Here is a 17,213-nt window from a genome sequence, read left to right on the forward strand (position 1 = left end):
GTGCAGAAAATAAATCTGTCCCCTTTTTTGGCAGGTGACGGGGAAGTTGGCGGCGTGGGTGGTGGAGTGAACGCTTGCCACGCTCTCAACCTTTAAAAGTGGAGCTTCCGTATGGTCTGGCAACTGTTTCACTATGATCAGGCAAATACCATAGCCAATAGCGCAGCACTGGCTGACTTTGGTGAGGGCGCCTGTCTGGCCCTCTCGATGAAGTGGTGTGCTCGACGCAAAGCAAAGGATAAAGCGCTGGAGTTCAACCAGTCCGTTCTTAGTGAAGATCAAAAGCTTGAAATCGCGGACTGGATGAATGTCACGCAGAATAGCGTCATTGAGGACCTTGGGAATAATCCCGGACACGTCAACCCTCTGCTTAATACGGGCTATAAATACAAGGACGCTGACGGTGAGGCCATATCAACAGTCGCCAATGTTCATGGCCAGATTAACAATATGCGTGCCTACGCCAACCGCCTGGAAAAGATGAGTCAATGGGCAAGAAGCAATGCGATGGTACTTCTGGATGACAAGGTAGGTTTTTCCAACAACCGGACTACGCCCCAGTGGGTCTCTCAGTTGACAGACGCAGCGTTCAGACTCAGTGCTCCGCCCATCATCGGAATCATCGCCTTAACGGGCCCAGATGATGGTCATGCCCTTGCCTATGAACTCACTAATCGCGGTCATATCAGTTTTTTCGACCCGAACTTTGGTGAGTTTCGCAGTAACGGACAAGATGATTTTTTACCCTGGCTCTTGAATCACATCATCCAAAACTATCCTGATCTGAACCAGCACTGGTGGGTCGTGCAATTCAGATGACACGCGGAGATTGGCGGCATGACGGAAGTACATAAGGTCGGCCGTTACTCAGGCGGCAATGTGGCAATGACAGGGGCAAACCCCTTGTACGCTACTTGGTTGGCGGCCAACCAGGCCACGAATGGCGGGACCATTCCCGACTTGGCCAGTATTTGCCATGAATCCTCTTCAAATCGCCGTGCCGTGGCCGGGTCGGGAGCGTCTCATGGAACCTGTTTCGCCCTGGTCGAACATTTCGATGCCGCACGGGGCGTACTGATGTACAAATTCGGCGACAGTGCGCTGAAGCTGGACCTGCTCGGAAACTACACCACCACGACCAAGAAAGTCGTCACGACCCTGCGCGGACATGCGGAAATCAGTGCGTTGGTTCAAGCGATCAATAGCGTCGCACTTCCGGACGGTGATTACAGCAACTTCGTCACCCGCATATATATCGAACTAAGCCCCTGTCAACTTTGCGGACCGCAACTCGCTCCCTATATCGAAAACTCGGTTTTGATGTACAGCTACGACTATGGACAAGACAGCCAGATGGATGCGTGGGTCAGTGACAACCAGGCTGCAATCCATGAAAAAGGCGGCACGTTCAAGTGGTAAGCCGTCCCCTTATCCACCACCTGAGGCCGTTCAATGCCCCGCACCACCGACAGCAACACTAGCCTTTCCCTCACCGCCGCCTCGCTGTCGGCGCTTTACCCTGAGTCGCTGTCCGGCGATGAGGCCCTGAATACCCTCGGCTCCCAAACCCTCAATGGTCTCAACGACGGAGCCTCACTGACCCTGACCACCGCCGTAGCCACCCACCTCACCACCACCCTGCACAACGACGCCCTGACCCGCCCGATGGATGCATTGGTCGCCGAAATCCGCCAGCTCCCGGCCGACGCCACCGCCGAACGTTATCAACTTGTTTTAAGACCATGGCTCTGGTGGCTGACCCTGGCCAGCAACAACCGCGTGTTCCAGAACCTCAGCACTTCGGACATCGTCACCACGATTTTCAAGGCCCACGGCTTCAGCGATTTCAAGCTTTCGTTGAGCGGTAGTTACACCCCGCGCGAGTACTGCGTGCAGTACAGCGAAACCGATTTCGCCTTCGTCTCGCGGCTGTTGGAAGAGGAAGGGATTTTCTGGTTTTTCACTCATGAAAGCGGTAAGCACACGCTGGTGTTGGGTGACAGTAACGATGCGTTTGTGCAGATCCCCAATGGACCCAAGGTGAGCTATCTCGGCCAGCAGTTGGGCGAACGTGAACTGCACGGTATTCGCTCCGGGCAGGTCTGCGTGCAGGCGGTGGCCGGTGTCTATCGGGCGACGGATTACGAGTTCACCACCCCCACTACGTCGCTGTACGGCCAGGCCGAAGCTGTGGCTGGGCCGCGTTCGATGTATGAACATCCGGGCGGCTATAACGCCAAGGCCCGGGGCGATGCGTTGACCAAGCAACGGGTGGACGGTTTGCGCAGTCAGGAGAAGCGTTTCGTGGGTGAGAGCGATTGCCGCTGGCTGGTGCCGGGGCACTGGTTCACCCTCGCCGGGCACGATGATTCGACGTTGAATATCGATTGGGTGGTAACGGCGGTGACGCATGAAGCCAGCCATGACAGTTATCGCAACCGTTTCGAAGCGATCCCCAAGGCCACGCTGTTCCGCCCGCAACGAACCACGCCGAAGCCGCGAATGCACACCCAGACAGCCATCGTCGTCGGCAAGTCCGGTGAAGAAATCTGGACCGACGAATACGGCCGGATCAAGTTGCAGTTCCCATGGGATCGCGACGGCAAGAACGACGAAGCCAGTTCCTGCTGGGTCCGGGTGGTATTGCCCTGGAGCGGCAAGGGTTTTGGTATGCAATTCGTGCCGCGCATCGGCCAGGAAGTCATCGTGACCTTCATCGACGGCGACCCCGATCGGCCGCTGGTGACCGGTTGCGTCTACAACGGTGACAACGCCCTGCCCTATGCGCTGCCGGCGAATCAGACCCAGTCCGGCATCAAGACCCAATCGTCCAAGGGTGGCGGTGGTTTCAACGAGTTGCGCTTCGAGGACAAGAAGGACGCCGAGGAGGTGTTTCTGCAGGCGCAGAAGGATCTGAAGATCAACGTGCTCAACGACACCACCGCCACTGTCGGCCATGACGAAACCCTGACTGTGCAGAACGCCCGCACGCGCACGGTGAAAGAAGGCGACGAGACCGTGACCCTGGAGAAAGGCAAACGCAGCGTGACGATTCAGACAGGCAGCGACAATCTCGATGTGAAGGACAGTCGCACGGTGACCGTGGGCGCTGACCAGACCCACAGCACCGGAGGCAATTACACGCACAAGGTCACCGGTGATTACAGCCTGACGGTGGACGGCAACCTGACCATCAAGGTAACCGGCACCCTCACCCTGCAAAGTGGCGGCAGTTTCACGATCAAGAGTGGTGCGGATCTGGCAGCCCAGGCCAGCACCTCGATCAGCCAGAAGGCCGGTACGTCCCTGAGCAATCAGGCCGGCACCTCACTGGAGAACAAGGCCGGCACGACAATGACCAACGATGCCGGGATCAGCCTGACCAACAAGGGTGCCGCTTCGCAGACCGTGGATGGCGGCGGCATGCTGACCATCAAGGGCGGTCTGGTGCAGGTCAACTGACAAGGAGAGCCCATGGCCATCACACCGCTGGACTTGCAGCAAAACGATAAACAGCTCAAGGGACGCTTGCTCGATGGCCAGCTCGACGGTGCGTTGCACATCAAGGATGACGGGCGCGCGCAGGCCGATTTGCAGTACAGCCAGGGCGAGCTGCAAGGCACCACCCGGCTCTACCATCCCAATGGCAAGCTCTCGGCGCAGCTACCGTTTGTCCGTGACAAGTTGCAGGGGATCGCCAGTTTCCATGCCCCCGAAGGTTGGCTGCAGCGCAAGGCGACTTACCGCCGAGGGCTGCTGCATGGCGAGGCGTTCAATTACTTTCCCGACGGGCAACTGGCTGAGGCCGAGTTCTACCGCGATGGCGTGCGCGACGGGCGTTATCAGCGTTTTCATCCCAACGGCAAAGCCGCCGTCGAGGCCCGTTATCTCAACGGTCAATTGCTGGAACCTGAACAGAGCTTCGCCGCCGACGGGCGACCGCTGGATGCCGACGGCAAGCCGATCTCGAGGGTTCGCTGGTGGTTCAGGCGGTGGATGGATCCTGCTGAGGTCTGAGCCTATTGCGGTGAATGATCCACCGCCTTCGCGAGCAAGCCCGCTCCCACAATTTGATCGTGTGAGTCAGGGAATGAGCATTTGCATCTGCCCCGGCATCACGATTTTGATGACTCCGGCCCAATTGCACATCAGGGTGCTGTTGGCGTCGATGGCTGGCATGCCGCCCAGCAGCAGGGTCGGCGCACCGCCGGGTATCCACGGCGTAGCGGTGGCCGGGATGCAGGGCATCGGTGTGAGCACGCCAAGCGCTGCGGCGGTGGCGGCTGCGACCATCGGGTTGGCCATGCTCATGCACATGCCGAACGGCATGACGTTCACCAGCGGAATGTGGTCCATGATGTTCGCCGCCGGCATGCCCCCGGTCATCGTTCGATTCACCGGCAGCACGTTGAGTACCGCGGGCGCCGCACCGAAACTGCATTGCAGGGTCGCGGTGGCGCAAACTTGCGGACAGCCCATGTCGAATCTCCTTCCTGGAAGCGGTGCTCCCCTGAACCATAGTCCGCCGAGCCTGTTCGTGCACATCAAGAACGCTGATTATCCGGCAACACGCTAACCTATAAGACCGTACTGCGCTTGTGGCCACCCCGGCGCACCATTAGATTAGCCAATGATGTCTGGCCTCCAAAATAAGCAGAAGGGATAAGCATGGCGCTTACTGACCAGTCCACCCGTATCCGCTCCGGCGAAGAACTCGATGCCAGCCTGATCGATCCGTACCTCAAGGCGCACATTCCGGGCCTGAGCGGCTTACCGAAAATCAGCCAGTTTCCGGGCGGTGCGTCGAACCTGACCTACCTGCTGGAATACCCCGAACAGGAATTCGTCCTGCGGCGGCCACCGTTCGGCCACAAGGCCAAGTCCGCCCATGACATGGGCCGCGAATTTCGTATCCTCAATCAGCTGCGGGACGGTTTTCCCTATTGCCCCAAAGCCTACGTGCACTGCACTGACGAATCGGTGATTGGCGCCGAGTTCTATGTGATGGAACGGGTCAAGGGCATTATCCTGCGCTCCGAGCTGCCGCCGGAACTGGGCCTTGATTCAGCGAAGACCGAAACCCTGTGCAAAAGCTTCATCGACAAGTTCGTGGAACTGCACCAGGTCGACTACAAGGCCTATGGCCTGGGCGACCTCGGTAAACCCGAAGGTTATGTAGCGCGGCAAATCAAAGGCTGGAGCGAGCGCTACGAAAAGGCCCTGACCCCGGATGCGCCGAAGTGGGAAGCGGTGAAGGCCTGGCTCAACGACAAGATGCCGACCGATCATCCGACGTCGAGCATCGTCCATAACGATTACCGCTTCGACAATGTGATCCTCGACCCCGAGAACCCGATGCAGATCATCGGCGTGCTGGATTGGGAGCTGACCACCCTCGGCGACCCGCTGATGGACCTGGGCAACACCCTCGCCTACTGGATCGAAGCCGACGACCCGGCGCCGGTGCAATTGATGCGCCGCCAGCCAAGCCACGCCCCCGGCATGCTGACCCGCCGTGAGTTCGTCGATTACTACGCCGAACGCGCCGGCATTCAGATCGACAACTTCGACTTCTACTACACCTACGGCCTGTTCCGTCTGGCCGGCATCGTGCAGCAGATCTACTACCGCTTCTTCCATGGTCAGACCCAGGACAAACGCTTCGCGCAGTTCATTCACATGAACAAACTGCTGGAGCAGATGAGCCTGCAAGTCATCTCGAAATCCAGCCTCTGATCACGGCCGCTGATCGGGCCCAAAAACAAGGAAAAATCATGTCCAAGACTCAGTTGTTCGACCTCGACGGCAAGATCGCTTTCGTCTCCGGCGCCAGCCGCGGCATCGGTGAAGCCATCGCCAAACTGCTGGCGCAGCAAGGTGCCCACGTGATCGTTTCGAGCCGCAAGCTCGACGGTTGCCAGCACGTGGCCGACGCAATCATCGCCGCCGGCGGCAAGGCCACCGCCATCGCCTGCCACATTGGTGAAATGGAGCAGATCACCCAAGTCTTCGCCGGAATCCGCGAACAGTTCGGGCGCCTGGATATTCTGGTCAACAACGCGGCGACCAACCCGCAGTTCTGCAACGTACTGGACACCGACCTCAGCGCCTTCCAGAAAACCGTCGACGTGAACATTCGCGGCTATTTCTTCATGTCGGTGGAAGCCGGCAAGCTGATGCGCGAGCACGGCGGCGGCAGCATCATCAACGTCGCCTCGATCAACGGCATCTCGCCGGGAATCTTCCAGGGCATCTACTCGGTGACCAAAGCCGCCGTGATCAACATGACCAAAGTCTTCGCCAAGGAATGCGCGCAGTTCGGCATCCGTTGCAACGCTTTGCTGCCGGGGTTGACCGACACCAAGTTTGCGTCGGCACTGGTGAAGAACGACGCCATTCTGAAAACCGCGCTGCAGCAGATTCCACTCAAGCGCGTGGCGGACCCGAGTGAAATGGCCGGTGCGGTGTTGTATCTGGCGAGTGATGCGTCGAGCTACACGACCGGGGTTTCATTGAATGTGGATGGCGGGTTCCTGTCCTGATTCGATTCTGCGAATGAACCAAAGGCAGCCAAAAGGCTAACGCCAGTCAGTTAAGGAACAAAACCTGTGGGAGCGGCGGTGCGGCGATCCGACTTGCTCGCGAACGCGGTGTGTCATTCAACATTGATGTTGGCTGACCCGACGCCTTCGCGAGCAAGCCCGTTCCCACATGGATTGCGTTTAACTGACAGGCATTAGCCAACGGGCTGCCTTTTTTGTTTCCCACGTGTACGTTTCCACAGAAAGTATCGGATCCAATTCAAAATATTTATTCCAGTATTTGCATATCGGGAATATTTATTCCATAAATAGCCCTCCTGAAAATAAAAATACAAAGGAACCCGGCTATGCGCGAACTCGGTATCGGACTCATCGGCACAGGTTTCATGGGCCGCGCCCACGCCTTGGCCTTTCGCAACGTCAGCGCCGTTTTTGAATTGCCACTGAAGCTCAAACTCGCGGCCCTCGCCGACGCCGATCCGCAGCGCGCCCGCCACTGCGCCGACGCTTGGGGCTTCGATGCCGCTCACAGCGACTGGCAACAGCTGATCAATGACCCCAAGGTCAACCTGATCGCCATCACCACCCCCAATCATCTGCACTACCCCATGGCCATGGCCGCCCTCGCCGCCGGTAAACCGGTGTACTGCGAAAAACCACTGGCCGTGAATCTCGAACAGGCCAGCGCCATGCGCCTTGCCGCCAAAGCCGCGGGCGTGGTGACGCGGGTCGGTTACAACTACCAGCACAACCCGATCATCCGCCTGGCTCGCGATTTGATTCAAAACGGAGCATTGGGGCAAATCATCAGTTTCCAGGGCGAATTCAGCGAAGACTTCATGGCCGATCCCGTCTCACCCTGGTCCTGGCGCTGCGACGCCGATTACGCCGGCGGCGCCTTGGCGGACTTGGGCAGTCACTTGCTGGCCATGGCCCGTCATCTATTGGGCGATGTCCAGGCTGTATGCGCGGACACCCAGACCGTGCACGCGCAACGCCCCGTTACGTTAGGCGGTCAGGAACGACGCGAGGTGGCGGTCGACGATCAGGTCCACGCTTTGCTGCGGTTCGCCAACGGTGCCCGAGGGACGTTCAGCAGCAGTTGGCTCAAGCACGGTTACAAGAATCACCTGAGTTTTGAAATCAGCGGCACCCGCGGCACCCTGGCGTTCGATCAGGAGCGCTTGAATGAACTACGGATGTATCGCGCCGGCCAAGGCGGTTTCCAACGGCTGCTGGCGGGGCCGGACTTGCCGGGTTATGCCGCTTTCAGCCCGGCACCGGGGCACCAGTTGGGTTACAACGAACTCAAGACCCTTGAAGTGCATGAGCTGGTGATGGCGCTGGCTGGCCTCGGCCAGGACGGGACGGACTTCGAGCAGGCATGGGAAGTCGAACGCCTGGCGACAGCGATTCGTTTGGCGGCACGCGAGTCGCGGTGGGTCAGGATCGAGGAAGTCTGAACCGCCACTCAGGCCATACCCGCCAGTCGCGCAGAAGGCCACTGGCGGCACACGCTATTACACCGGAGCAGGCTTACTGAGTGACGCAACGGGTCAAGGTGGTGGTCCGGGTCACTTGCCCTTCAACCCTCATATCACCTTGCACATCGGTGTTTTCGGAGGTCTGACAGGTACGAACCGGTGGCGGTGGCGGCGCAGCAGGTGGTGGAGGCGGCGGACTGGCACAACCACCCAGGATCGCCGCGCAGAGTGCGAGCGACAGTGGCGAAAAAGCACGTTTGCGAAGACTGTTCATAGGCTGACCCGCGGTAAGTAATCGACATTTTCCGCGACACGAAAACCACACCGCGCACCCGCGGCCCCGTCACAGAAAAGAAATACCTCGCATTCCTTATAGTCCAGCCACCCGCCAATGCCAGAAAAACACTGGGCAGACTGGAGGCTGCCATGGGTTGGATAGCGACGGTCTGAGCCAGACCATCGCTTCGTTTTTCTATCCTCCGTCTGTTCGGTCATCTGCAGCGCATCATCAACTTCAATACCTGAATATCTGACGGTGCTTCAAATTTTGTAGACCCTGGCAGTAACAGAACTGCCCGGATCTTCAGATGACGCAGAGATTAGAACCAGGTTTCCATCTGGATGCCGTACTGCCATACACCGCCGGCGTTGAAGTCCGACTTGCCGAAGTTGTCTGTGGAACTGTATCGGTCCAGGTCCGAAGACCAGTTCATGACGCTGGCGAACACGCGCAATTCGGGACGTGTGAGAAGGTCTCCAAAGTCAGGTTTGAATGTCGGGGCAACCGTGAATTTCCAGAAATTACCGTCGACCGCATTACGTTGCATGTAGCCCTTGGGGTCGAGGTCCATGGTCTGCCAGCTCATTTCGTAAGCCATCTCGAAATTGCTGTTGATTTCATTGGCCAACCGCACGTTCAGGGTCATCCAGCGGTAATCGTCACCCTTGACGTATCGATCCTTGCTTTGTTCAGCCAGCAAGCTGGGGCCGATGCGCCAGCCCGGTGCAATGGGCGTTTCGCCGTAAAGCGCCAGACGCAGAGCGCGGGCGTCGTCGATCAATTCGCCATCCGAACCGATGTTCTTGACCTCTGCCCCCAGACCTTGCCCATAGAGCAGCGCCGTTTTGAAGAAGCCTTCCCTGCCGAAAAAGTTTTTCTGATGATTGGCCAGCATGCTGTGCAAGCCGGAATCCGCAGGCGTCAGACCCGCTTCATTGGTGCGAGTGCCTACGTCGTTTTTCTTCGAGCCAATGCCATTGAACATCCACTGCCACTGACCGTTATCGAAGTACTGGTTGGAGGTCAGGATGTAGCTTTCCACATCGGCATTGATACTGCCCTCACTGAAATCCCCATAGTTACGCCCGATCAAGGAGTAGTTCGAGCGCCAATCCTTGTTCATCTGCACATCGTAGATGCCACCCCCCGTACCCGCCAGGAAGACGATGTCCGAGTCCAACCAGTGGATATCGAAATTATCCCTGTCGAATCGCTTGCCTGCCCACAGGGTGGCGTTCTCGAACACTGAATTGCCCTTGAATGCAGCGAGATGGTCGAGTTCGGTAAAGACCTGACGCACGTTCAGGTTGCTTTCTTCGGCCGTCCAGTCATTGGAACTTTCCACGCCATCGGCGATGGACACCGTGAATTTGGAATGGGTGCCGTTTTGCGCATAGGCTTCTTTCGAGAGGTCGATGCGCATATAGGTGTCATCTTCGTTACCCAGTCGCCCTACCGCACCACCGACTGAACCGGCCGGGGTTGTATAAGGGCCACCACGACCGCCACCCAGCCCATCGTTGATCAGCAATCCGGAGCGGGCGTAGCCTTTGAAACTGAAGCCGTCAGTGAGGTGTCCGGTACTGCTCTCTTTCTCCATGCTTTGCTGACGGGCTTCAAGTTTTGCCAGTCGGGTATCCAAACCAGGCGCCGGAATTGCTGCCGCAGTAGACGCCGCGGGCTGTAAGGTGGGAGTGGCGAGTTTGATCTGCTGCAATTCCCTGGCGAGCGCCTGGGTTTGCTGTTCGGCTGCGGCCGCACGCTTTTCCGCGGCGCTGGCACGGGCTTCAAATGCAGCCATGCGTTCTTCCAGAGTCGCGGCCTGAGAGGTCGCCGCCGAGGTGCCGAGCACACCTGCGAGTAGCCAGCTTGATGCTTTCTGCATGGGGATTTCCTGTTTTGTTTTTATTGTTTTGTCCTTGCGAGCGACCTTTTTTCCGTGAGTTGTGAATTGTGCAAATCGACGAAAAAAAGGATGCCTAACGGCAAATACGCTGCTACATTTGACGATGTTAACGTTAACTTTTATAAAAACAAAAATAAAGAGGGCTTTATGAAACAACTGAAATCTCTCCTTCCAGCAGCACTGCTCACCCTTTGTGCCGGGCTTCCATCCCTCTCGAGCGCAGCCGATTTGACGATCTCATGCGGTGCGGTAGGTGCGGAGCTACAGCTCTGCAAGGAGGCTGTCGAGGCGTGGTCGAAACAGACCGGCAACAACGTCGAGGTGGTTTCCACGCCTAACTCGGCGACCGAGAGGTTGTCGTTCTACCAACAGATCCTCAGCGCGCAGTCCAGCGACATCGACATCATTCAGATCGATATGGTGTGGCCGGGGATGCTGGCCAAACACCTGATGGATCTGCGCGAGTTGCTTCCAGCCAACGCGACCCAAGGCTACTTCCAGGCACAGGTGGATAACGCCACGGTGAACGGACGGATGGTGACGATGCCGTGGTTCACCGACTCGGGTCTGCTGTATTACCGCAAGGACTTACTCGAGAAGTACAACCAGCAGGTTCCGCAGACCTGGGAGGAAATGACCGCTACCGCCAGGAATATTCAACAGGCCGAGCGCACTGCCGGGAACCCCAATGCCTGGGGTTACATCTTTCAGGGGCGCGCCTACGAGGGCCTGACGTGCAATGCGCTGGAGTGGATCAGCAGCCAACCGGAAGGCGGACTGGTCAATCCACAAGGTGACATCGTGGTCAACAGTCAGGCTTCAAGAACGGCTTTGACCCTGGCGAAAAGCTGGGTGGGAGACATTTCCCCGCGGGGCGTACTCAATTACACAGAGGAGGAAGGACGTGGCGTATTCCAGTCGGGAAATGCGCTGTTCATGCGTAACTGGCCTTATGTCTGGGCCCTGGTACAAAGTCAGGACAGCGCCGTAAAAGACAAGGTCGGAGTCGCTCCCCTGCCCCGTGGCGGCGAGGCCGGCAGCCATGCATCGACCCTCGGCGGGTGGGGCCTGGCGGTATCGCGTTACAGCGCCCACCCAAAACTTGCCGCCGAGCTGGTGAGCTACCTGACCAGTGCCCAAGAGCAAAAACGTCGTTCCCTGATAGGCGCCTATAACCCGGTTATCGAGTCGCTCTATCAAGATCCCGAATTGCTTGCGGCAATGCCTTATTACGCTCAGCTCCACAACATTCTCAACGATGGGGTCATGCGCCCCGCCTCAATAACTGCCGATCGCTATCCTCGGGTCTCCAATGCGTTCTTCGATCGAGTGCATGGCGTGCTGGCGGGCGAGTTGCCCGTCGATCAGGCGCTGGCCGAACTGGAAAGCGAACTCACGCGCATCAAACGCCGGAACTGGTAAGCCACAAGGAAGGAAATCACCATGTCTGTCTCTTCTACCCATGCCCCCTGTGACGAGCTCCTGCTCGCCCGGGAAACGCCTGTACAGCGTCGCCGCGTACGCGCCGCCTGGCTGTTTCTGACACCGATGTTGCTGTGTCTGGCCCTGGTAGCCGCCTGGCCGCTGCTGCGGACATTCTGGTTCAGCCTGACCGACGCCAACCTGGCGGACACCAGCGGTGGGTCCTTCGTAGGCTTGAGCAATTATCTGTTCCATGACGGCACCACCTGGTCGGGCATCCTGGTCGATCCACAATGGTGGAACGCGGTGCGCAACACCTTGCATTTCACCGTGGTATCGGTGGGGCTGGAAATCGTTCTGGGACTGTTGGTGGCATTGTTATTGAACGTCAGGTTCACCGGTCGTTCTCTGGTGCGGGCGTTGATTCTGATTCCGTGGGCGATCCCTACCATTGTCTCGGCGAAGATCTGGTCATGGATGCTTAACGACCAGTTCGGCATCATCAATCACCTGATGCTGAGCCTCGGTCTGATTGATGCACCCCTGGCCTGGACGGCAGATGCGGACCTGTCGATGTGGGCGGTGATTATCGTCGACGTCTGGAAAACTGTCCCTTTTGTCACGCTGCTGATGCTGGCGGCCTTGCAGATGTTGCCGAGCGATTGCTACGAAGCCGCCAGAGTCGATGGCATTCACCCGCTGAGGGTGTTCTGGCGTGTCACGCTTCCTCTGCTGATGCCCGCACTGCTGGTGGCGGCGATCTTCCGCATCCTCGACTCCCTGCGGGTATTCGACGTTATCTATGTGCTGACCTCGAATTCGTCGAGCACCATGAGTATGTCGGTCTATGCCCGCCAGCACCTGGTGGAGTTCCAGGACGTTGGCTACGGCAGCGCGGCCTCGACCTTGCTGTTTCTGGTCGTTGCGGTGATCGCCATGCTTTATCTCTACCTCGGACGCCGTCAACTGGAGGTCCGGTCATGAGCCAGCGCCTACTGAAAAAAGCCCTGTTGCGCTTCGGTTTCTGGTGTCTGATCGGGGTGTTGCTGCTGTATGCGGTCTTCCCTTTCTACTACGCCATCGTGACTTCGCTGAAGCCGTCCAGCACGTTGTTCGAGGTGAGCTACTGGATCGAAAACCCCGACTTCTCCAATTACGCGGCGGTACTCCACCAATCCTCATTCCTGCGAGCTATCGGTAATTCGCTGGTGGTTGCGCTGTGCGTGGTGACGCTGGCGCTGTTCCTCAGCCTGACCGCCGCCTATGCCTTGGGCCGGGTGAAGTTCCGTGGGCGTGGCACGGTCTTGATGATGGTCCTTGGCGTGTCGATGTTTCCTCAAGTTGCGGTGCTGTCGGGGCTGTTCGAAGTGATCCGCGCCCTGGGCCTGTACAACACATCCTGGGCGTTGATCCTGAGCTACACGATTTTCACCCTGCCCTTCACCGTCTGGGTGCTGACCACGTTCATGGGGCAACTGCCCCATGAACTGGAAGAAGCAGCAATCATGGATGGCGCTTCACCCTGGGTCACGCTGACCCGAGTGCTGTTGCCGCTGCTCTGGCCCGCACTGGTCACCACTGGCCTATTGGCCTTCATCGCGGCGTGGAACGAGTTCCTGTTTGCCCTGACCTTCACCCTCACCGACACGCAACGCACGGTGCCGGTAGCCATCGCCCTGATTTCCGGCGGCAGCCCCCATGAGCTGCCCTGGGGGTTGTTGATGGCCGCCTCGGTGCTGGTCACCGTCCCACTGGTGATTCTGGTGCTGATCTTCCAGCGCCGAATCGTTTCCGGCCTCACTGCCGGCGCGTTAAAGGGTTGATGCCCGACAACTACAAGGAACAGAGCATCGTGATCAAGTTGAAGCTAGATAACGTGAACAAACAATTGGGCGGCGCGCGGATTCTGCGCGACGTCAGCCTGGAGATCGCGGCGGGTGAGTTCGTGGTGTTCGTTGGCCCTTCGGGCTGCGGAAAATCGACCCTGCTGCGACTGATCGCCGGACTGGATTCGATCTGCGCCGGCGACCTGCTGATCGACGGGCGTCGGGTCAACGACCTGGAACCGCGCGAACGTGGCGTCGGCATGGTGTTTCAGTCTTATGCGCTGTACCCGCACATGAGCGTCTACGACAACATCAGCTTTGGTCTCAAACTGGCCAAGACCGAAAAGAGCAGCCTGCGCGAGCGCGTGCTGAAAACCGCGCAAATCCTGCAATTGGACAAACTGCTGCAACGCAAGCCAAAGGAACTGTCCGGCGGGCAGCGTCAGCGTGTGGCCATGGGCAGAGCCATGGCGCGGGAACCGGACATTTTGTTGTTCGATGAGCCGCTCTCCAACCTGGATGCATCCTTGCGGGTGCAGATGCGCAACGAAATCGCCCGGCTGCATGCCCGACTGGGCACGACCATGATCTACGTCACCCACGATCAAGTGGAAGCGATGACCCTGGCCGACAAAATTGTCGTGCTCAATGGCGGTCGCGTTGAGCAGATTGGCTCACCGCGCGAACTCTATGAGCGCCCCGCCAGCCGCTTTGTCGCCGGTTTTCTGGGTTCGCCCAGAATGAACTTTCTGCTGGCGCGCCTGCAGACGCCAGGCGAAACCAGCCTGGTCGATAGCCTCGTATTGGGTATGACGTCCCTGCCCTTCGACAGCTCGAACCTGGCGGCGGGCACGCTGCTGAGCCTGGGGATTCGCCCGGAGCACGTGTCGCTCAAGGTGGCAGAGGGAGCCGGCATCGTCGTGACCGGGGTTGAGTACCTGGGCAGCGAAACCTATGTGCACCTTGAAACTGGCCAGGAGGAGCCACTGATTTGTCGTTGTGAAGTCAACGCCGGATGGCAGGCAGGCGATCGGGTCGAGCTGCAGCTGGACATCGACAACCTGCACCTGTTCGACGCCGATGGCACAGCCTTGAGGCGCCACTCGCACGCCATTGAAACCCTGCCAGATGACGCCTCTCTGCGCCCGGCCCGAGTACGCGCCGTATGACCTTGCCTTTCAATTCCATGAGCGATCCAATGTTCTCCTCCCTTGACCTCGCGCAGCATGCGCTGAGTGATGGCCTGTCTCGTGTCATCCATGATTATCGACCCGGTTATCACCTTGCCCCCCCAGCGGGCTGGATGAACGACCCTAACGGGGTGGTGTACTTTCGTGGCGAATATCACGTTTTCTATCAACACCACCCCTTCGAAGCGAAATGGGGACCGATGTATTGGGGGCATGCCAAGAGCGCCGATCTGGTCCATTGGCAGCACCTGCCCATTGCGCTGGCGCCCGGCGATGACTTCGACCGTGACGGCTGTTTCTCCGGTAGCGCGGTGGTGTGTGGAGATACCCTGGCACTGATCTACACCGGGCACACCTGGCTGGGGGACGTGGGTGACGAGCGCTCGATCCGTCAAGTCCAGTGCCTGGCCACCAGTACCGACGGCATCCGGTTCGTCAAGCATGGCGCCGTCATCGCGAGCGCGCCGCAAGACACGATCATGCACTTCCGTGACCCCAAGGTATGGAAGGAGGATGACTGCTGGTACCTGATTGCCGGCGCACGTCTGGGTGATGTGCCATTACTGCCGCTGTACCGTTCCACGGATCTGCACACCTGGGCGTTCCTCGACTATGTGTCCAGCGGCAGCGAGGGCGATGGCTATATGTGGGAGTGCCCGGATCTGTTCCGACTGAACGGACGCGATGTGCTGCTGTACTCCCCTCAGGGTATGCAACCCCAGGGTTACGAACGGCTCAACAAGTACCAGACCGGTTATCGAGTAGGCCTACTCGACAGTGAATGGCATTTCACGGGCGGGCCTTTTATCGAACTGGATAACGGCCACGATTTCTATGCCGCGCAAACACTACTGGCCGCCGATGGTCGGCGCCTTGTCTGGGCGTGGCTCGACATGTGGGAAAGCCCGATGCCGAGCCAGGCCCATCACTGGTGCGGCATGCTCGGATTGCCACGTGAACTTGAACTGCACGAAGATCGCCTTTGCGTGTATCCGGCACGGGAACTCACCGCACTACGCAAGGCGCCATTGCCGAGCACACCCTGGTGGGATGAGTCGGGTGCCTGGCGGGTGCCGCAAGTGAAGGGCGATATGCTCGAAATCCATGTGCATCTGGACTTGCTCGACTACGTCGACGGGCATCTGGGAATCGCCTTGCGCTGCAGCGACGATGACCAAGAAGAAACCCTGCTTTACTACGATGCGTCGCTGCAGCGTCTGGTGCTTGATCGCAGCCGCTCGGGTGCGCAAGTCACCGGTCAGCGCAGCGTGCCGATAGACCCGACACTGGAGCGACTGGAACTGCGTGTGTTTCTCGATCGCTCGTCCATCGAGGTGTTCGACGAATACGGGCACTTCAGCCTCAGCAGTCGCCTCTATCCCCGGCCAGACAGCCTGGGGGTGAAGCTTCTTGCGTGCGGGAGTGGCGGGCGTGTCTCCATTCCCAGGGCCTGGCCTCTCGCCTCGGGATGGCTGTGAGCTGCGCGCATTCGAGTCGCGAGAAACCCGGGGCATGTGTCATGATTCTACGTCAACCTGACCGGCCTCACCTCGCATGACTTCAGTGAAAGACGTTGCACAGCTGGCCGGCGTGTCCCTGATGACGGTTTCGCGCGCGCTCAACAATCCGGAAAAACTGAGCCCCGAAACCCTTCAGCGGGTGCGTCGCGCCATTGACGAACTGCAATTCGTACCAAGCCTGTCGGCGCGCCGGATGCGCGGCGACAACCTCCAGTCGCGCACCATCGGTGTGTTCGCTCTGGACACCGCGACCACGCCGTTCGCCGTTGAGCTGCTGCTGTCCATCGAACAGACCGCACAGCAAGCCGGGTGGAATGTCTTTATCCTCAACCTGTTGAGCAACCCGCCTACCGACCAGAACATCGACCTGATGTTGTCGCACCGTCCCGACGGGTTGATCTTCAGCGCCATGGGGTTGCGCCAGGTGTGCATTTCCGAGCGTTTGAAGAGCAAGCCCCTGGTGCTCGCCAACTGCCTGGCGGATGACAGTCACCTGGTCAGTTATGTGCCAGACGACGAACTGGGGCAGTATCGAGCCGTGCATCACGCGTTGAGCCAAGGCTATCGGCGCCCTCTGTGTATCAATCTGCCAAAACAGAGTCTGGCCTGGGGGCTGCGACAGCAAGGCCTGCAACGTGCCTGTCAGGCATTCGGCCTGGCGCCTGACGCTCTCTTGCAATATGACCTGTCCGATCATGACGCCTATGGTGAAACCGCAGCCATCCTCGACCGGCACATCATCGAGGGCCGTCCCCAATTCGACATTTTGATCTGTGGCAACGACCGCATCGCTTTTTGTGCCTATCAGCTGTTGCTGGGCCGTGGCCTGAAAATTCCCGACGATGTTGCGGTGCTTGGCTATGACAACATGATCGGCATCGCCGAACTGTTCGTCCCGCCGCTGACCACGGTGCAACTGCCGTACTACGAGATCGGTCGCCAGGCTGCCCGGCACCTGATCGAAGCCCTCGAGGTATCGGGAGCCCAGCCCGTTGATTGTCCATTGGTGGTCAGGGCGTCGCTATGAGGGATTGACGACAACG

The 17,213-nt window shown here is 58.8% G+C and carries 16 protein-coding genes; 13 read left to right on the forward strand and 3 right to left on the reverse strand.

Going from position 1 to position 17,213, the window contains the following annotated elements; genetic code table 11:
• Window positions 1-111 precede the first annotated feature (111 nt).
• Genes ACA044_RS16635 through ACA044_RS16650 form a run of 4 tightly spaced genes read left to right on the forward strand, consistent with a single transcriptional unit; the run spans window position 112 to window position 4,017 of the window.
• The gene (locus tag ACA044_RS16635; RefSeq protein ID WP_497442390.1) at window positions 112-819 is read left to right on the forward strand and encodes a YopT-type cysteine protease domain-containing protein; all 708 of its coding nucleotides are present in this window, start codon (window positions 112-114) and stop codon (window positions 817-819) included.
• Between the two features lie 18 nt (window positions 820-837).
• Window positions 838-1,419 (forward strand): hypothetical protein, encoded by a 582-nt coding sequence (locus ACA044_RS16640; RefSeq protein WP_497442391.1) that lies wholly within the window; start codon window positions 838-840, stop codon window positions 1,417-1,419.
• 33 nt (window positions 1,420-1,452) lie between these two features.
• Window positions 1,453-3,462 (forward strand): type VI secretion system tip protein TssI/VgrG, encoded by a 2,010-nt coding sequence (gene tssI, locus ACA044_RS16645; RefSeq protein ID WP_497442392.1) that lies wholly within the window; start codon window positions 1,453-1,455, stop codon window positions 3,460-3,462.
• A gap of 12 nt (window positions 3,463-3,474) precedes the next feature.
• Window positions 3,475-4,017: a toxin-antitoxin system YwqK family antitoxin gene (locus ACA044_RS16650; RefSeq protein WP_497442393.1), complete on the forward strand. Its 543-nt coding sequence runs from the start codon at window positions 3,475-3,477 to the stop codon at window positions 4,015-4,017.
• Window positions 4,018-4,083: 66 nt separating this feature from the next.
• On the opposite strand, the gene ACA044_RS16655 is transcribed toward ACA044_RS16650, so the two are convergent.
• On the reverse strand, window positions 4,084-4,479 hold the full coding sequence (locus ACA044_RS16655; RefSeq protein WP_497442394.1) for a DUF4280 domain-containing protein: 396 nt from the start codon (window positions 4,477-4,479) through the stop codon (window positions 4,084-4,086).
• A gap of 189 nt (window positions 4,480-4,668) precedes the next feature.
• On the opposite strand from ACA044_RS16655, the gene ACA044_RS16660 reads away from it, so the two are divergent.
• The 3 genes from ACA044_RS16660 to ACA044_RS16670 all read left to right on the forward strand — a co-directional run bounded on the left by ACA044_RS16660 (window position 4,669) and on the right by ACA044_RS16670 (window position 8,005).
• A complete protein-coding gene (locus ACA044_RS16660) occupies window positions 4,669-5,736 on the forward strand; it encodes a phosphotransferase family protein (RefSeq protein ID WP_497442395.1) in 1,068 nt (355 codons plus the stop codon).
• A 38-nt stretch (window positions 5,737-5,774) separates the two neighbouring features.
• A complete protein-coding gene (locus ACA044_RS16665; RefSeq protein WP_030130434.1) occupies window positions 5,775-6,542 on the forward strand; it encodes an SDR family oxidoreductase in 768 nt (255 codons plus the stop codon).
• Window positions 6,543-6,889: 347 nt separating this feature from the next.
• Window positions 6,890-8,005 carry a Gfo/Idh/MocA family protein gene (locus tag ACA044_RS16670; protein ID WP_497442396.1) on the forward strand — a complete coding sequence of 372 codons (1,116 nt, stop codon included), beginning with the start codon at window positions 6,890-6,892 and terminating at the stop codon, window positions 8,003-8,005.
• A gap of 73 nt (window positions 8,006-8,078) precedes the next feature.
• Here the strand turns inward: ACA044_RS16670 and ACA044_RS16675 are convergent, their stop codons facing one another.
• Both ACA044_RS16675 and ACA044_RS16680 read right to left on the reverse strand, forming a co-directional pair.
• Window positions 8,079-8,300, reverse strand: coding sequence for a hypothetical protein (locus ACA044_RS16675; protein WP_497442397.1), 222 nt, complete (start codon window positions 8,298-8,300; stop codon window positions 8,079-8,081).
• A 325-nt stretch (window positions 8,301-8,625) separates the two neighbouring features.
• Entirely contained in the window at window positions 8,626-10,191 is a 1,566-nt protein-coding gene (locus ACA044_RS16680; protein WP_497442398.1) for a carbohydrate porin, read from the reverse strand.
• 168 nt (window positions 10,192-10,359) lie between these two features.
• Here ACA044_RS16680 and ACA044_RS16685 point away from each other — a divergent pair, with 168 nt between their 5' ends.
• The 6 genes from ACA044_RS16685 to ACA044_RS16710 all read left to right on the forward strand — a co-directional run bounded on the left by ACA044_RS16685 (window position 10,360) and on the right by ACA044_RS16710 (window position 17,197).
• Window positions 10,360-11,634, forward strand: coding sequence for an ABC transporter substrate-binding protein (locus ACA044_RS16685; protein WP_497447244.1), 1,275 nt, complete (start codon window positions 10,360-10,362; stop codon window positions 11,632-11,634).
• A 21-nt stretch (window positions 11,635-11,655) separates the two neighbouring features.
• Window positions 11,656-12,618 (forward strand): carbohydrate ABC transporter permease, encoded by a 963-nt coding sequence (locus tag ACA044_RS16690; RefSeq protein WP_497442399.1) that lies wholly within the window; start codon window positions 11,656-11,658, stop codon window positions 12,616-12,618.
• Window positions 12,615-13,457 carry a carbohydrate ABC transporter permease gene (locus ACA044_RS16695; RefSeq protein WP_497442400.1) on the forward strand — a complete coding sequence of 281 codons (843 nt, stop codon included), beginning with the start codon at window positions 12,615-12,617 and terminating at the stop codon, window positions 13,455-13,457. The genes ACA044_RS16690 and ACA044_RS16695 overlap by 4 nt, the downstream gene beginning before the upstream one ends.
• Window positions 13,458-13,486: 29 nt before the next feature.
• Window positions 13,487-14,629, forward strand: coding sequence for an ABC transporter ATP-binding protein (locus ACA044_RS16700; protein WP_497442401.1), 1,143 nt, complete (start codon window positions 13,487-13,489; stop codon window positions 14,627-14,629).
• Window positions 14,626-16,128 carry a glycoside hydrolase family 32 protein gene (locus ACA044_RS16705; protein ID WP_497442402.1) on the forward strand — a complete coding sequence of 501 codons (1,503 nt, stop codon included), beginning with the start codon at window positions 14,626-14,628 and terminating at the stop codon, window positions 16,126-16,128. The genes ACA044_RS16700 and ACA044_RS16705 overlap by 4 nt, the downstream gene beginning before the upstream one ends.
• A 76-nt stretch (window positions 16,129-16,204) precedes the next feature.
• Window positions 16,205-17,197, forward strand: coding sequence for a LacI family DNA-binding transcriptional regulator (locus ACA044_RS16710; protein WP_497442403.1), 993 nt, complete (start codon window positions 16,205-16,207; stop codon window positions 17,195-17,197).
• The last annotated feature ends 16 nt before the right edge of the window (window positions 17,198-17,213 follow it).

The organism is Pseudomonas sp. LBUM1673 (assembly GCF_059695645.1).

Coding starts and splice junctions, on each gene's coding strand:
- ACA044_RS16635 (WP_497442390.1), top strand. CDS start 112: ATGGTCTGGCAACTGTTTCACTATGATCAGGCAAATACCATAGCCAAT.
- ACA044_RS16640 (WP_497442391.1), top strand. CDS start 838: ATGACGGAAGTACATAAGGTCGGCCGTTACTCAGGCGGCAATGTGGCA.
- tssI (WP_497442392.1), top strand. CDS start 1,453: ATGCCCCGCACCACCGACAGCAACACTAGCCTTTCCCTCACCGCCGCC.
- ACA044_RS16650 (WP_497442393.1), top strand. CDS start 3,475: ATGGCCATCACACCGCTGGACTTGCAGCAAAACGATAAACAGCTCAAG.
- ACA044_RS16655 (WP_497442394.1), bottom strand. CDS start 4,479: ATGGGCTGTCCGCAAGTTTGCGCCACCGCGACCCTGCAATGCAGTTTC.
- ACA044_RS16660 (WP_497442395.1), top strand. CDS start 4,669: ATGGCGCTTACTGACCAGTCCACCCGTATCCGCTCCGGCGAAGAACTC.
- ACA044_RS16665 (WP_030130434.1), top strand. CDS start 5,775: ATGTCCAAGACTCAGTTGTTCGACCTCGACGGCAAGATCGCTTTCGTC.
- ACA044_RS16670 (WP_497442396.1), top strand. CDS start 6,890: ATGCGCGAACTCGGTATCGGACTCATCGGCACAGGTTTCATGGGCCGC.
- ACA044_RS16675 (WP_497442397.1), bottom strand. CDS start 8,300: ATGAACAGTCTTCGCAAACGTGCTTTTTCGCCACTGTCGCTCGCACTC.
- ACA044_RS16680 (WP_497442398.1), bottom strand. CDS start 10,191: ATGCAGAAAGCATCAAGCTGGCTACTCGCAGGTGTGCTCGGCACCTCG.
- ACA044_RS16685 (WP_497447244.1), top strand. CDS start 10,360: ATGAAACAACTGAAATCTCTCCTTCCAGCAGCACTGCTCACCCTTTGT.
- ACA044_RS16690 (WP_497442399.1), top strand. CDS start 11,656: ATGTCTGTCTCTTCTACCCATGCCCCCTGTGACGAGCTCCTGCTCGCC.
- ACA044_RS16695 (WP_497442400.1), top strand. CDS start 12,615: ATGAGCCAGCGCCTACTGAAAAAAGCCCTGTTGCGCTTCGGTTTCTGG.
- ACA044_RS16705 (WP_497442402.1), top strand. CDS start 14,626: ATGACCTTGCCTTTCAATTCCATGAGCGATCCAATGTTCTCCTCCCTT.
- ACA044_RS16710 (WP_497442403.1), top strand. CDS start 16,205: ATGACTTCAGTGAAAGACGTTGCACAGCTGGCCGGCGTGTCCCTGATG.